The following is a 14,386-nucleotide window of genomic DNA, read 5'->3' on the forward strand; positions in this document are numbered from 1 at the left end:
TCGTGACATCAGGGAACGGCTTACGGGTGCGGGTCTGACGCAACGGACGCTGTACTGCCGGGTCATACACCCTACCAGTCAGCGTATCGCTCTCTTTCTGAAGCCGGTTCAGATCGGCTTCCATTTGTGCGATACGGCGGGAGACTTTTTCGGAACGACTGCCGAAGTTCATCCGGCGGAGTTTATCCAGCTGCGCCTGCAGATGGTCTATTTCGCGCTCCCGGTTGCTCAGCTTTTCCTGCAGGGCGTGGATCAGCGCTTCCTGTTCGGCCAGGCGCTGTTTTAGCAGGAAGATGTCGTCAGAAGAGATGTCGTTCATAAGCCCGTATTTTACCGGGCTTATTCTGTGACAACCAGGATAAAGAGATTTACAGCATGGTCAGGGAGGTCAGCAGCCGCTTGGGCTGTCGCCAGTCGATACCTTCCAGCAGCATCGCCAGCTGCGCCTGCGTAAGGAACACTTTGCCATCACGGGCTGACGGCCAGGCGAAGCGCCCACGCTCCAGCCGTTTGGTCAGGAGGCACAGTCCGTCACCGGTGGACCACAGCAGTTTAACCTGACTGCCGCTGCGGCCCCGGAAAATGAAAACATGGCCGGACATGGGATCGTCTTTCAGCGCCGTTTGTACTTTCGCAGCCAGGCCGTTGAAGCCATTTCTCATATCGGTGATACCGGCAACCAGCCAAATTTTGGTCCCGGAAGGTAACGGGATCATCGCTTCAGTTCCTGTATCAGCAGAGTCAGGAGCTTTTCGCTGACATTGCCATTGAAGCGGAGCGTCCCGTGCCGGAACGTTACCTCACAGCTGATACTGAGGGTTTCCGGGTCCTCTGCGAGCGATTCTGGCTGTTCGGCAGCTGCATCGAGAGTCACAGGAAGTAGCTGGGGGCTCTCTGAAGAAGGTAATAGCAGCTTTCCCTCGCGCCATTGTTGTCGCCATTTGAACAACAGATTGGCGTTAATGCCATTTTCAAGAGCAAGTTTTGAGATGGATATCCCGGGTTCACAGGAGGCAGCAACGAGCAGCTGTTTAAATTCGGGAGGATAATTAGGGCAGCCTTTTCGCCTGCCGGGAGTCACATTTTTCTGCATATCTGACACTTTGGTTCCCACTACTTATTTGGTGGACACCACTTTGTCTAATTCGTCAGATTCTGACCAGACGGTTCAGGCTGTACGCTTACCACTATTTTATCCCTGTTGAATTTGGTTAAGCCGGTGCAGACGCGCCGGGAAACGCACACCTGAACCGGTACAATAAAATACAATACAACCCCCTGTTACTGGAGATACGAATGGAATGACGAGGCAGCCTGTCAGTCACAGGGGGCTGTTGGCATAAAATCAATGGAAAGGCCACCAACACCGGAATTAAGCTCCACAGTCCCCGCACTGGCAATCCATTCCCGGGAAAGGCATCACCGCAAACTGCTCCGGAGGCAACCATTACAGCCTCTGTAACGGATTATCAGCCCTGGCATCTTCCGACGGCACCTCCTGCCGCCCCCACGCCCTGCTGTATACCCCGGTACCGCAGCGTGGGCAGCACTTTTCCCCCTCATAATCTTCGTCACACATCACACAAAACCACTTTCTCACCTTCACCGTATAATCCGGAACCGTCATGCCCTGCAGATGCAAACGACGGGCCTCTTTCTCTGCCGGGTCAAGCCAGGTACATCGCAGCAGGATTTTTTCAGCGACAGTCATCTGGTCATGTTCAAACCACGGTGGTTGTCCGTCATTGCCCCGCTGAAGTGTTAACGGGCATCCACAGGACACACAGCACAAAACGTCCTGTCGGTTGTGCTTCGCAGCTTCTTTCGCCGTAACAAAATGGCCTTTGCTGTCATTCGCCATATAACAGTTCAGAATTCGCATATTTCCTCCTGAGTTGTCCGGGGAATACTGAATCCTCCGGTCTGGCAGTGTGTGCAGTACTGCTCCCCATAATAATCGTGGTGACATTGTCTGCAGTGCCAGCTGGCTTTACGCACCACGGGTAAGGCATCCGGTACGAATTGCTGCAGACGTTTAATCAACTGTATTTCTCTGCGCTCCGGCCTGACATAAGGGCACTGTTGACCGTGCTCTGTCAGCCTGTCGTCAGTGTGTTCAAACCAGGGAAGTTCAGTGTCGTATTGCGGATGGTATCTGAGTGCACTGCCACACAAGTGGCAGGTGTAGTGAGCATAAGGTGCGGCCTGTGCAGTACGGGCGCCCGTCAGACGTCCGTTGCCATCAAGAGCGATAAAGGATTTTGCGTACATAGTCATATTCCTTAGCCGCCAGACGACACGCAGGCAACAGCCGTCCCGGTACGGGCAGCGTGGTCAGGGTGTGAATGGCGGTTCAGTTAAAATCTGGACTGGAGTTTGGGTAAAGCAGGCTGGTTGCTGTTACAGCACTGTGGTTGTCACACAATGGAACACTGACGTAAAAAACAGTCAGTGGGCGAGTGGATACATCGTTGCCGCCAGACAACAACCCATACTTTTGGTTTGCCGGATATTGGCGCGCCAGTCGTGCTCAACTCCGGCTACAGCCAAAATTGCGCTCACCGGTGCAGTGAGCTTTGGTATACTCCTTCGCCAGATAGTCAGCACGTTCCAGCACTTGCTGAAAGCCGGTGTCATCATTACGCGCCAGCCACACCGCCGGCCAGGCCGGAAAATGCACCAGCGTGGCATGGCACCCGACATCCACTCCCAGGGCACTGCACCACGCCTGTTTAATCATCCCGGCCAGAGACTCCGGAGCGCGGTAATCACCGGCACGACACCAGGTATCCCGGTTGACCAGCAGCATCAGGTGATAGTGTTTTTTACCTTTGCACTCCCCAAACTCCCGGGCCCAGACGTAATGCAGGGTTGTGGGATGCACGCGTTTACCTTCCCGATGCTTACGTTTCTGGTAAGCGTCGATTCGGGCTTTCAGGGCATTGATGAAGCGGGATATCACAGCTGCGTCCGTTGCTGCCGGTACATCCGGGAAACGCAGGTCAACCCGCAATGCCGTCAGGCGGGGATGAACATTCAGTGCGTGCCGCACCGTCTCACGAATACGTTGCTGCCAGAAGGGGTTGTATTTGTAGGTCATGGTTAAATCTCCGTATGGTTCATACGGAATAGCCACGTCGTAAAAAATGCGCAGAGTCCCTGAAGTGACCTCCGGCAGGACACTGTCTCAGGCACTCTGTGATAACCCGAACGGTCGTCTCCGGACTGACGGTTGAATTTTCAGCGTTGTTTTTTTAATGTAAAAAACCGGTTACGGGTAAGGCTGTGAGGAGGGAGTGATGGTGATACGCAAAAAGAAGTGCAGGGACTGTGGAAACGCGATTACTCATAATACAGTGTGTTGCCCGTATTGTGGTTCTGTCGACCCCTTCGGCTATTACCGGAATACAGACCGTATCGTTACCATACTGCTGGCACTGATTATTGTGGTCCTGCTGACTACTGTCAGCGTCAGTGTGTATATACTGTGTAGCTGGTGAGATAACGGTTCATGTATCCCCTGAGCTGACAGTGTACCGGGTATATTAAGCGTAACCGACAGGTTCTCCTTCATACCATATTAAATTTTTCCAGGTATTGCCGCTGCCTTATTTCGTCCCATACAGGAAAACTCGTCTGGGTTTCTGACAAATACGCGAAACTCACAGCCCCTCAATATCAACCACACGCTGTAAGCCGGTAATACCTGAAAATCAGCCTATTACCGCCCGCGCCTCCGTTACCGAACGCTCAGGTGACCAGACTGAAGCCCTGCACGCACTCGTAAAGTTTGCGGTCAGTTCCGTCAGTCGGTGGGCAACCGCAGAGTTACGGGCTTCCAGGTCCACAGGAGTGAGTCTATAACGCGTGTGAAAAATCATTTTTTCTGGCGTTGACAGAACACATTACAGGCTGCCACTTACCCGGTGTCCCGCAATACAGCCTTAGTGTTCCGTTATCGGGGATCCGGACGCACCGCAACAACCGGGGAAGTATTTCTGGTTTAGAGCTGTGTCAAGAGGGATTTCTCAGCCCCTCACTCACCGGCTCAGTCTCAGAGCAGGAGCATTAATACGCTCAGTTCATGTCTTATACAGGAATGGGCACAGGGGGAGCTGGCGTGTCACTGCTGATTTTACGCATCAGCGTTCATGTATTTGCACTCTGATACAGAATGCTTCACAGCGCTCTGTTACCGGAGAGATTTACTCTCTTAGCTTACTCTGGCAAATCCTTTACGTTACTCTCTGATGACTTCTTATATTTATAATACCAATCAGACAGCCTTATCCCATCGGTGATATCAGTCTCCTCCTCGCCAGGAACGGGCTGACTCACTGTAACCACCTCCGAAAACAACTCTGCAATTATCAGAACGCTAGTTTTCCCCTTGTCTCACGAAAGTCCTCCCTCCTTTATCGCGCGTGCGTGCGGAAGCATCTTTTCGCAACAACCCCCCGGGATTCCGCTACGGCTCTGCCATCGCAATCCCCCCGTTTATCTCCGGACAGCCACATTCCCGATTATTTTTTACGTTTCTCCCCGGTTGTTATGCCAGTGAAGGTGGCGCGCTGTTTTCATGACCACACCGGCTGGTTTAACAACATCCGGAGGAACATTCTCATGGCTACCCCTGTTTCGCTGATGGATGACCAGATGGTCGACATGGCGTTTATCACTCAACTTACCGGCTTAACCGATAAGTGGTTTTACAAACTCATCAAAGATGGGGGCTTTCCTGCCCCCATCAAAATGGGGCGCAGCTCCCGCTGGCTGAAAAGTGAAGTGGAAGCCTGGCTGCAGGCGCGTATTGCACAGTCCCGTCCGTAATTTCTGACCGTTATCCGTTCACCCGCAGCAGACGTAATCTCCGGCCTGCCGGCGGCATTCTGCTGCCTGTTATATCCCCGTGAGGAATATGAAAATGAAACAACAGTATCAGACCCGCTACGAATGGCTCCACGAAAGCTACCAGAAATGGCTGACCGGCTTCACCCGGCACGCCGTATCCTGGGGCGTGTGTCATCCGAATATCTACTACTTCCATAATCTGACGCCCGGTTGGGTGTCATTCAATGGTGAAAAACCGGAGATTGCCATCGTACCCCAGAGCCTGCACCGGCTGATTTATGGCCCTGACAAACGGGCCACACCGCCCCTGGATGATGATCTGATAGTGAATTTATGCACCAGTGAACATCTGCTGGTTCATCATCCGATGCTGGAAGGCATTCTCCTGTCTGAATGTGAACGTCTGAGGCAGCGTTCTCTGGCAAATAAACTGATCAGCCTCTTCCGTCAGTTTGGTGGCACGGAGTTGCGCCTCAAACTGGTCTGGCTTTGCTGGCTTGATTTAATGACCGGAAACTGCCTTGACGACTGGACGGAGAATCTGAAACGGAAATCAGAAAAAGAGCTGGAGGAATGGATCATCAACCGTCAGAAGCAGAGCGCAGCACTGACGGATCTGATGGATCAGTACGTGCTCCTGTCATACCGCACAACGGTTGACGATAAGCGCACCTGATGCCAGTTGTTTCAGGGAAGCTGGTATCCGGGCAGGGTGCCAGGGCTGACTGAACGGCCTGTCTGCCTGCCGTTTCGCTCTCCGTGCGTTCTGTCACACGCTGCACCTGAACGCCGGACTGCGGGCACGCAGACAGGAAAGTCGCAGGCTGGAACTTCTGACCGGCGGGTATCAGTTATATGCCTGTTGATTCATCACCACCACGCAGCTCCTGAGCTTTAGTTCATCACCGATATTCATACATCTGAATATCGGTGATGAAATCCCCATAATAATCAATCATCTAAGTCTGAAGCATAATGGAGAAAAACTGCTCACCGGTTACTTCGCTCTCAGCTTATTGTAGTGATAACCCGAGGTAAAAATACCAGAGACATCAGACAACTTTAAACTGGCTATCTGGGGAAGCAGAACATACATGGTTTTTCCTTCCGGCACGACAGAAAGCCTGAACTGAGATTCAAGAATGTTCAGCAATGCGTTCAGTTTTTTCCTGTTTCTGAACCGGCCCGGGCCACACTGGAGAATATAATTTTTCCTGACACGGGGCGGGCATTCTCCGCGGCACTCCTCAATGAGCCAGTCGAACAGCTCCTCGGCGTCCTTCTGCTGCAGTTCAGATTCATCAGGTAACGCAAATAATTTTTTATATTCATCTGTGTACCACGAACTTATTACGACAGCAGACGTCATGATATCGGCAGAGATTTTCCCTTCACCATAGCTGAAATACTGAAATAACGCTGCAATTCTTGCAATGTTTTCTGTTTTTTTTGAAACATGTCCCCGAAACGGGCTTAAGGGTCCGGAAGGGGATAAATCCTGCTCCAGAACATTATAGTGCTCAATAAATATTTTTTGCGCTTCAGGCGAAAAATGCAGACAATACCGTTCATCCTCACTGGATTTTTCAATACTGCCTCTGGCCAGTTCCATTAATCGTTCATGAAATGCCGTTAATGATCCTCCCGGAATCACAGCTCCGTTAATAAAGCGTTTCCCCTGCGTGGTTGCAGGTTTACTGATAAGACAACGGGCAAGAAAACCACTGTCCCTGGCAACAGAACCTTTTCGCTCCATATATCGGTCAAAAAGACCGGGTTGCACCATGAGGGATAACGTCATTCTGGCATTTTCAATCATCTGTTCGGGTTCATTCTTTCTGTCCACAGACAATACAGAGCCATCCCACATTTTGTTAATAAAAGGCAACTCAGACAGGGTATATCCATCAAATATAATACCGGCTTCATCTGACATAATACCAACTGAACGCCATTTACCACAAAGCTGATTCTTAATTGCCGCAGTCGTGGCATCATTAAAAATGAATTTATACCTCACAGGTTCTTCCGCACTGTTTTTCTGAAGTACTTCCAGTTGTCTGAGGGTTTCTGACTCATCCGCGCCTTTGCGGAGTTCTTTATTCAGTTTTGACAACAATGCTTTTTTCTGAGCCTTTAAAAGCTCTTCCTTGTTTTTCCAGACAGCCAGTTCACTTTTGTATCTGGAATATAACTGCATCTCCTGCTGGTACAGGGGCTTCATTAATAATTTGTCCACTGCGGTTTTTCGTTCTCCGGACTCGGCAAGCGTCAGGAAAAAAAGAGAGACCGGCCCCCGCAGTGTATTCAGTCTGCAGACATCAATCAGATTCTGGCAGACAAGTGAAACAGCGCCCAGGGCAGACGCTGCCACAAGCCCAAGGGGAGCCTGCGTAATTTGCTGAGCTTCAATAACGGCATCACGAATGAGTGGAGGCAGCGAACTCAGGGGAAACTCATCACAAGGCTGACCGAATGACATAGTAACCTCACTATACACAGATATAAAAGCACTGCAATTCTGGCTATTAATAGCAAAAATAGCAGTCAAATCAATATGAGGTAAAATTTTTTGTTGATTTAATGGTTAAATAATAACCACAGTGTATTTTGCTGCTGAAGAAAGACAAAATGAATCTGTGTGTCCCCTCCTTCCCTTCGGAGCACATCCACTATTCAAATTTTACACAACCACGTACGAACAAAAAGCATCATCCCGGGTATTGCAGATACCGGTTTCCTGCCGGGAAGAATCATAAACAGAACACCGGGAATAACGCCTTCAGGAATCACCCCCCCTCCTGAAGAAGAATAAAATAAAGAAGACTACAGTTCCTGCACTGAATGCTGAGTACAATATTTTATGGACAGGATGACATTTTTATAAATAACAAAAACCATTTAATACTGATACATCAATAAAATACTTCTTCCCTGCTGACACAGATAAAATGCACCATTTTTTCTTCAAATACTTCTGTATAATCGCCAGCCAATGATGAGAATGGATTAAAATAACACTTCTTCGACAAACACAAAAACAGCCTTCATTTTACATCATCATCCAGTTTCAGTTAACCCCGGACGAGCGACAGTGTTTCAGTACAGGAATTAAAAGCCAGCTTTTGCTCAGTAAAACACACTCAACTAATAATATCTCAGCAGATATTATCCTGACCAGGACACCTCACATTACTGAATTCTCTTCCGACAGTATCACTGCACAAATAAAAAAGAACGGGATAAATATTCAGACCGGAAGAATGGTGTCACAAAAGCATTTAATCATTACGCATGACCAGGAAGGGAAACACTTAACCACATGGTATCAACAGATATCATTACGTGTGCACTCTTATAAAAAACACACAGAAGAAGTAAGATAATTATAAACGTAAATTTAATATCTCCCACTGACATCTCCCCCACAATACACTAAAAAATACTCACAGCAGTAAACACAGATACACCTGATAATCATACAGCCGATAAATATTTTCCCCTTTACGGAGAAATCAGCCTGCTGTTTAACAATAACGGCGTATTTTCATGGAAGGAGATCACCCAGTAACGGATAAGTCCTGATCTCCTTCATGTTAATACGCAACAATCCCATCGATTCAAAACAATTTCAGACAGATATTATCTCCGTGAATCCCCCGCCACCTTTCCGGTGCGCGGGGTTTTGTCTTTTTTCACCGGGAATACATGTATGAATCCGTCTGATGCCATTGAGGCAATTGAAAAACCGCTCTCCTCCCTGCCTTACTCACTTTCCCGTCACATCCTGGAACATCTGCGCAAACTCACCAGTCACGAACCCGTGATTGGCATTATGGGTAAAAGCGGGGCCGGTAAATCCTCACTCTGTAATGCACTGTTTCAGGGGGAGGTCACCCCGGTCAGTGATGTTCACGCCGGCACCCGGGAAGTGCGGCGCTTCCGTCTGAGTGGCCACGGTCACAGCATGGTTATCACTGACCTGCCCGGGGTGGGCGAGAGCCGGGACAGGGATGCAGAGTATGAAGCCCTGTACCGTGACATTCTGCCCGAACTGGACCTGGTGCTGTGGCTGATTAAAGCCGATGACCGCGCCCTGTCTGTGGATGAGTATTTCTGGCGACACATCCTGCACCGGGGACATCAGCAGGTGCTGTTTGTGGTGACGCAGGCCGACAAAACGGAGCCCTGCCATGAATGGGATATGGCCGGCATTCAGCCTTCTCCCGCACAGGCACAGAACATTCGGGAGAAAACGGAGGCGGTATTCCGTCTGTTCCGGCCCGTACATCCGGTTGTTGCCGTATCGGCCCGCACCGGCTGGGAACTGGATACGCTGGTCAGTGCGCTAATGACAGCACTTCCCGACCATGCCGCCAGTCCCCTGATGACCCGCCTGCAGGACGAGCTGCGCACGGAATCTGTCCGCGCTCAGGCCCGTGAACAGTTTACCGGTGCGGTGGACCGGATATTTGACACGGCGGAGAGCGTCTGTGTTGCCTCTGTTGCCCGTACGGTTCTGCGTGCCGTCCGTGACACGGTGGTCTCTGTTGCCCGCGCTGTATGGAACTGGATTTTCTTCTGAACAGTCTGCCAGGGAAATGCCTGATAACATTACGTTAACCAACTGAAAACATGACACAAACCCCTCATACTCCTCCTGTTTCTCTTGCGTGACCGCCTTGTCGTTAATAGAATAAAACGATCGATAAAACAGGTATCGATCGTTGCTATCGATCGTTTATAGTGGTTAATGGTCTGCGAAAAGGCAGCTGAATCTCTTCATCATGCAGAACGGAATTGCACACAACGGACTGATACTTCTCTGGCGGATGAGAGAGGGGAAGCATTTATGTCCGGGAAAAACCACTTTATCTGAGCATGCTGTTTTGTACCTGCCGGTATCCACATTTGTGGGTACCGGCTTTTTTATTCACCCTCTGTAAGGAAAAGCTGATGAAACGACATCTGAACACCAGCTACAGGCTGGTATGGAATCACATTACGGGCACCCTGGTGGTGGCCTCCGAACTGGCCCGCTCACGGGGAAAACGCGCTGGTGTGGCGGTTGCGCTGTCTCTTGCTGCTGTCACATCAGTCCCGGCACTGGCTGCTGACAAGGTTGTACAGGCGGGAGAAACCGTGAACGACGGAACACTGACAAATCATGACAACCAGATTGTCCTCGGTACGGCCAACGGAATGACCATCAGTACCGGTCTGGAGTATGGGCCGGATAACGAGGCCAATACCGGCGGACAATGGATACAAAATGGCGGTATCGCCAACAACACTACTGTCACCGGTGGTGGTCTTCAGAGAGTGAATGCCGGAGGAAGCGTTTCAGACACGGTTATCAGTGCCGGAGGCGGACAGAGCCTTCAGGGGCAGGCAGTGAACACCACTCTGAACGGCGGTGAGCAGTGGGTACATGAAGGCGGGATTGCAACGGGTACCGTCATTAATGAGAAGGGCTGGCAGGCCATCAAATCCGGCGCAGTGGCAACCGACACGGTTGTGAATACCGGCGCGGAAGGGGGACCGGATGCGGAAAATGGTGATACCGGGCAGACCGTCTACGGAGATGCCGTACGCACCACCATCAATAAAAATGGTCGTCAGATTGTGGCTGCTGAAGGAACGGCAAATACCACTGTGGTTTATGCCGGCGGCGACCAGACTGTACATGGTCACGCACTGGATACCACGCTGAATGGGGGGTACCAGTATGTGCACAACGGCGGTACGGCGTCTGGCACTGTTGTAAACAGTGACGGCTGGCAGATTGTCAAAAACGGGGGTGTGGCCGGGAATACCACCGTTAATCAGAAGGGCAGACTGCAGGTGGACGCCGGTGGTACAGCCACGAATGTCACCCTGAAGCAGGGCGGCGCACTGGTTACCAGTACGGCTGCAACCGTTACCGGCATAAACCGCCTGGGAGCATTCTCTGTTGTGGAGGGTAAAGCTGATAATGTCGTACTGGAAAATGGCGGACGCCTGGATGTGCTGACCGGACACACAGCCACTAATACCCGCGTGGATGATGGCGGAACGCTGGATGTCCGCAACGGTGGCACCGCCACCACCGTATCCATGGGAAATGGCGGTGTACTGCTGGCCGATTCCGGTGCCGCTGTCAGTGGTACCCGGAGCGACGGAAAGGCATTCAGTATCGGAGGCGGTCAGGCGGATGCCCTGATGCTGGAAAAAGGCAGTTCATTCACGCTGAACGCCGGTGATACGGCCACGGATACCACGGTAAATGGCGGACTGTTCACCGCCAGGGGCGGCACACTGGCGGGCACCACCACGCTGAATAACGGCGCCATACTTACCCTTTCCGGGAAGACGGTGAACAACGATACCCTGACCATCCGTGAAGGCGATGCACTCCTGCAGGGAGGCTCTCTCACCGGTAACGGCAGCGTGGAAAAATCAGGAAGTGGCACACTCACTGTCAGCAACACCACACTCACCCAGAAAGCCGTCAACCTGAATGAAGGCACGCTGACGCTGAACGACAGTACCGTCACCACGGATGTCATTGCTCAGCGCGGTACAGCCCTGAAGCTGACCGGCAGCACTGTGCTGAACGGTGCCATTGACCCCACGAATGTCACTCTCGCCTCTGGTGCCACCTGGAATATTCCCGATAACGCCACGGTGCAGTCGGTGGTGGATGACCTCAGCCATGCCGGACAGATTCATTTCACCTCCACCCGCACAGGGAAGTTCGTACCGGCAACCCTGAAAGTGAAAAACCTGAACGGACAGAATGGCACCATCAGCCTGCGTGTACGCCCGGATATGGCACAGAACAATGCTGACAGACTGGTCATTGACGGTGGCAGGGCAACCGGAAAAACCATCCTGAACCTGGTGAACGCCGGCAACAGTGCGTCGGGGCTGGCGACCAGCGGTAAGGGTATTCAGGTGGTGGAAGCCATTAACGGTGCCACCACGGAGGAAGGGGCCTTTATCCAGGGGAATAAGCTGCAGGCCGGTGCCTTTAACTACTCCCTCAACCGGGACAGTGATGAGAGCTGGTATCTGCGCAGTGAAAATGCTTATCGTGCTGAAGTCCCCCTGTATACATCCATGCTGACACAGGCAATGGACTATGACCGGATTCTGGCAGGCTCCCGCAGCCATCAGACCGGTGTAAACGGTGAAAATAACAGCGTCCGTCTCAGCATTCAGGGCGGTCATCTCGGTCACGATAACAACGGCGGTATTGCCCGTGGAGCCACGCCGGAAAGCAGCGGCAGCTATGGCTTCGTCCGTCTGGAGGGTGACCTGCTCAGAACAGAGGTTGCCGGTATGTCTCTGACGACAGGGGTGTATGGTGCCGCAGGCCATTCTTCCGTTGATGTTAAGGATGATGACGGTTCCCGCGCCGGCACGGTCCGGGATGATGCCGGCAGCCTGGGCGGATACCTGAATCTGACACACACGTCCTCCGGCCTGTGGGCTGACATTGTGGCACAGGGAACCCGCCACAGCATGAAAGCGTCATCGGACAATAACGACTTCCGCGCCCGGGGCTGGGGCTGGCTGGGCTCACTGGAAACCGGTCTGCCCTTCAGTATCACTGACAACCTGATGCTGGAGCCACAACTGCAGTATACCTGGCAGGGACTTTCCCTGGATGACGGCCAGGATAACGCCGGTTATGTGAAGTTCGGGCATGGCAGTGCACAACATGTGCGTGCCGGTTTCCGTCTGGGCAGCCACAACGATATGAGCTTTGGTGAAGGCACCTCATCCCGTGACACCCTGCGCGACAGTGCAAAACACCGTGTGCGTGAACTGCCGGTGAACTGGTGGGTACAGCCTTCTGTTATCCGCACTTTCAGCTCCCGGGGTGACATGAGCATGGGTACAGCCGCAGCCGGCAGTAACATGACGTTCTCACCGTCCCGGAATGGCACGTCACTGGACCTGCAGGCCGGACTGGAAGCCCGTGTCCGGGAAAATATCACCCTGGGCGTTCAGGCCGGTTATGCCCACAGTGTCAGCGGCAGCAGCGCTGAAGGTTATAACGGTCAGGCCACGCTGAATGTGACTTTCTGATAATCAGGTCACTCTCCTTCAGGCCCCGGTCATCATGACCGGGGCTTTTTACTTTCAGGGAGCAACAGATATGCCGGGTTGTACATCACGTTTATTGCCCGAAGGCCCTTTCTCACGCGAACAGGCTGTTGCCGTCAAAACAGCTTACCGCAATGTGTTTACTGAAGATGACCAGGGAACATATTCCCGGCTGGTTATCCGTAATGCTGAAGGTCAGTTGCGCTGGTGATGCTGGAACACAGCTTAATACTCAGCTCGCCAGTTAAGGGCTTCTCAGACAATAAACGTCATTCATTTCATCTGTCAGGCCGCGTCTTCTCCGGGAGACGTGGCTTTTTCATTTATTACACCAGTAAATCGTAACCACCGATAAGGAGCAAATTATGCGACTAGCCAGTCGTTTTGGTTATGCGAACCAGATACGCCGTGACCGTCCGCTGACACACGAAGAACTGATGCACTATGTTCCCAGTATTTTCGGTGAAGACCGGCATACTTCCCGCAGTAAACGATATGCGTACATTCCCACCATCACCGTACTGGAAAGCCTGCAGCAGGAAGGTTTTCAGCCATTCTTCGCCTGCCAGACCCGCGTGCGCGACCCGGGCCGCCGGGGATACACAAAACACATGCTGCGTCTGCGGCGGGCCGGAGAGATAAACGGAGAACATGTCCCTGAAATTATTCTGCTCAACTCTCATGACGGTACCTCCAGCTACCAGATGCTGCCGGGTTACTTCAGATTCGTCTGCCAGAATGGCTGCGTCTGCGGTCAGTCTCTGGGGGAAGTGCGTGTTCCACACCGGGGAAATGTGGTGGAGAAAGTTATCGAAGGGGCTTACGAAGTGGTGGGGGTTTTTGACCGGATTGAGGAAAAGCGTGATGCCATGCAGTCGCTGGTCCTGCCGCCACCGGCACGCCAGGCGCTGGCACAGGCGGCACTGACTTACCGTTATGGTGACGAACATCAGCCGGTCACCACCGCTGACATTCTGACACCACGACGCAGGGAGGATTACGGTCAGGACCTGTGGAGCGCATATCAGACCATCCAGGAGAATATGCTGAAAGGCGGAATTTCCGGCCGCAGTGCAAAAGGAAAACGTATCCACACCCGTGCCATTCACAACATCGACACCGATATTAAGCTCAACCGCGCATTGTGGGTAATGGCAGAAACGCTGCTGGAGAGCCTGCGCTGATGCAGCATGTCCCTGAAAGCGTGATTCAGGCACCAGAATCACCCGACGCCCCGGAGGCGCTGCCGGGGTGTCGTTCCATTTCTGATGATGACCTGTGCGCCTGGTGTACCCGTCTGCTTTACCGTCCCGGAGAAATCAGTCTGTGCAGACTGAGTATACAGGCAATGGCATCTGGCCATCCGTCTGTGACCGGAACGGTTACGCGTACGGCTGTCCGGAATTTCAGCCGAATATCATTCATCCCTGATATTACCGGG

The 14,386-nt window shown here is 52.2% G+C and carries 14 protein-coding genes and 1 pseudogene; 7 read left to right on the forward strand and 8 right to left on the reverse strand.

Translation table 11 applies throughout. The features are described 5' to 3' along the window. The 6 genes from G434_RS06845 to G434_RS06820 form a co-directional block, all read right to left on the reverse strand. On the reverse strand, window positions 1-319 hold a 319-nt coding region (locus G434_RS06845), incomplete at its 3' end, for an IS66 family transposase (protein ID WP_016249744.1). 49 nt (window positions 320-368) lie between these two features. Then, a complete protein-coding gene (tnpB, locus tag G434_RS06840) occupies window positions 369-716 on the reverse strand; it encodes an IS66 family insertion sequence element accessory protein TnpB (protein ID WP_000612591.1) in 348 nt (115 codons plus the stop codon). Next, the gene (gene tnpA / locus G434_RS06835) at window positions 713-1,093 is read right to left on the reverse strand and encodes an IS66-like element accessory protein TnpA (protein WP_001171523.1); all 381 of its coding nucleotides are present in this window, start codon (window positions 1,091-1,093) and stop codon (window positions 713-715) included. Before tnpA ends, tnpB begins: the two co-directional genes overlap by 4 nt. A gap of 354 nt (window positions 1,094-1,447) precedes the next feature. Next, on the reverse strand, window positions 1,448-1,882 hold the full coding sequence (locus G434_RS06830) for a zinc-ribbon domain-containing protein (RefSeq protein WP_001221615.1): 435 nt from the start codon (window positions 1,880-1,882) through the stop codon (window positions 1,448-1,450). Then, window positions 1,870-2,271, reverse strand: a complete 402-nt coding sequence (locus tag G434_RS06825) for a putative zinc ribbon protein (protein WP_000270962.1) — start codon at window positions 2,269-2,271, stop codon at window positions 1,870-1,872. The genes G434_RS06830 and G434_RS06825 overlap by 13 nt, the downstream gene beginning before the upstream one ends. Before the next feature lie 259 nt (window positions 2,272-2,530). After that, window positions 2,531-3,100 carry an inovirus Gp2 family protein gene (locus tag G434_RS06820; RefSeq protein ID WP_000221515.1) on the reverse strand — a complete coding sequence of 190 codons (570 nt, stop codon included), beginning with the start codon at window positions 3,098-3,100 and terminating at the stop codon, window positions 2,531-2,533. A 199-nt stretch (window positions 3,101-3,299) separates the two neighbouring features. Here G434_RS06820 and G434_RS30795 point away from each other — a divergent pair, with 199 nt between their 5' ends. Then, window positions 3,300-3,500 (forward strand): hypothetical protein, encoded by a 201-nt coding sequence (locus G434_RS30795; protein WP_001297900.1) that lies wholly within the window; start codon window positions 3,300-3,302, stop codon window positions 3,498-3,500. Window positions 3,501-3,713: 213 nt separating this feature from the next. On the opposite strand, the gene G434_RS31120 is transcribed toward G434_RS30795, so the two are convergent. After that, window positions 3,714-3,881, reverse strand: coding sequence for an HHA domain-containing protein (locus tag G434_RS31120; RefSeq protein WP_001322502.1), 168 nt, complete (start codon window positions 3,879-3,881; stop codon window positions 3,714-3,716). A gap of 742 nt (window positions 3,882-4,623) precedes the next feature. Between G434_RS31120 and G434_RS29275 the strand changes: the two genes are divergently transcribed. Continuing rightward, window positions 4,624-4,830: a helix-turn-helix transcriptional regulator gene (locus tag G434_RS29275; protein WP_000235217.1), complete on the forward strand. Its 207-nt coding sequence runs from the start codon at window positions 4,624-4,626 to the stop codon at window positions 4,828-4,830. A gap of 94 nt (window positions 4,831-4,924) precedes the next feature. Continuing rightward, complete coding sequence (locus G434_RS06810) at window positions 4,925-5,527, forward strand: hypothetical protein (RefSeq protein WP_000813451.1); 603 nt, start codon at window positions 4,925-4,927, stop codon at window positions 5,525-5,527. Between the two features lie 321 nt (window positions 5,528-5,848). On the opposite strand, the gene G434_RS06805 is transcribed toward G434_RS06810, so the two are convergent. Continuing rightward, a complete protein-coding gene (locus G434_RS06805; protein WP_001297234.1) occupies window positions 5,849-7,333 on the reverse strand; it encodes a YfjI family protein in 1,485 nt (494 codons plus the stop codon). Window positions 7,334-8,563: 1,230 nt separating this feature from the next. On the opposite strand from G434_RS06805, the gene G434_RS06800 reads away from it, so the two are divergent. The 4 genes and pseudogenes from G434_RS06800 to G434_RS06785 all read left to right on the forward strand — a co-directional run bounded on the left by G434_RS06800 (window position 8,564) and on the right by G434_RS06785 (window position 14,129). After that, a complete protein-coding gene (locus G434_RS06800; protein WP_001069760.1) occupies window positions 8,564-9,436 on the forward strand; it encodes a GTPase family protein in 873 nt (290 codons plus the stop codon). Window positions 9,437-9,807: 371 nt separating this feature from the next. Next, window positions 9,808-12,927, forward strand: a complete 3,120-nt coding sequence (gene agn43, locus G434_RS06795; RefSeq protein ID WP_000820498.1) for an autotransporter adhesin Ag43 — start codon at window positions 9,808-9,810, stop codon at window positions 12,925-12,927. Between the two features lie 70 nt (window positions 12,928-12,997). After that, window positions 12,998-13,193 (forward strand): annotated as a pseudogene (locus G434_RS06790) (DUF905 family protein). A 117-nt stretch (window positions 13,194-13,310) separates the two neighbouring features. Beyond that, window positions 13,311-14,129, forward strand: a complete 819-nt coding sequence (locus tag G434_RS06785; RefSeq protein WP_001234653.1) for a DUF932 domain-containing protein — start codon at window positions 13,311-13,313, stop codon at window positions 14,127-14,129. Window positions 14,130-14,386: the final 257 nt, after the last annotated feature.

The sequence above is a fragment of the Escherichia sp. KTE172 genome (assembly GCF_000408845.1).
GTDB lineage: Bacteria > Pseudomonadota > Gammaproteobacteria > Enterobacterales > Enterobacteriaceae > Escherichia > Escherichia coli.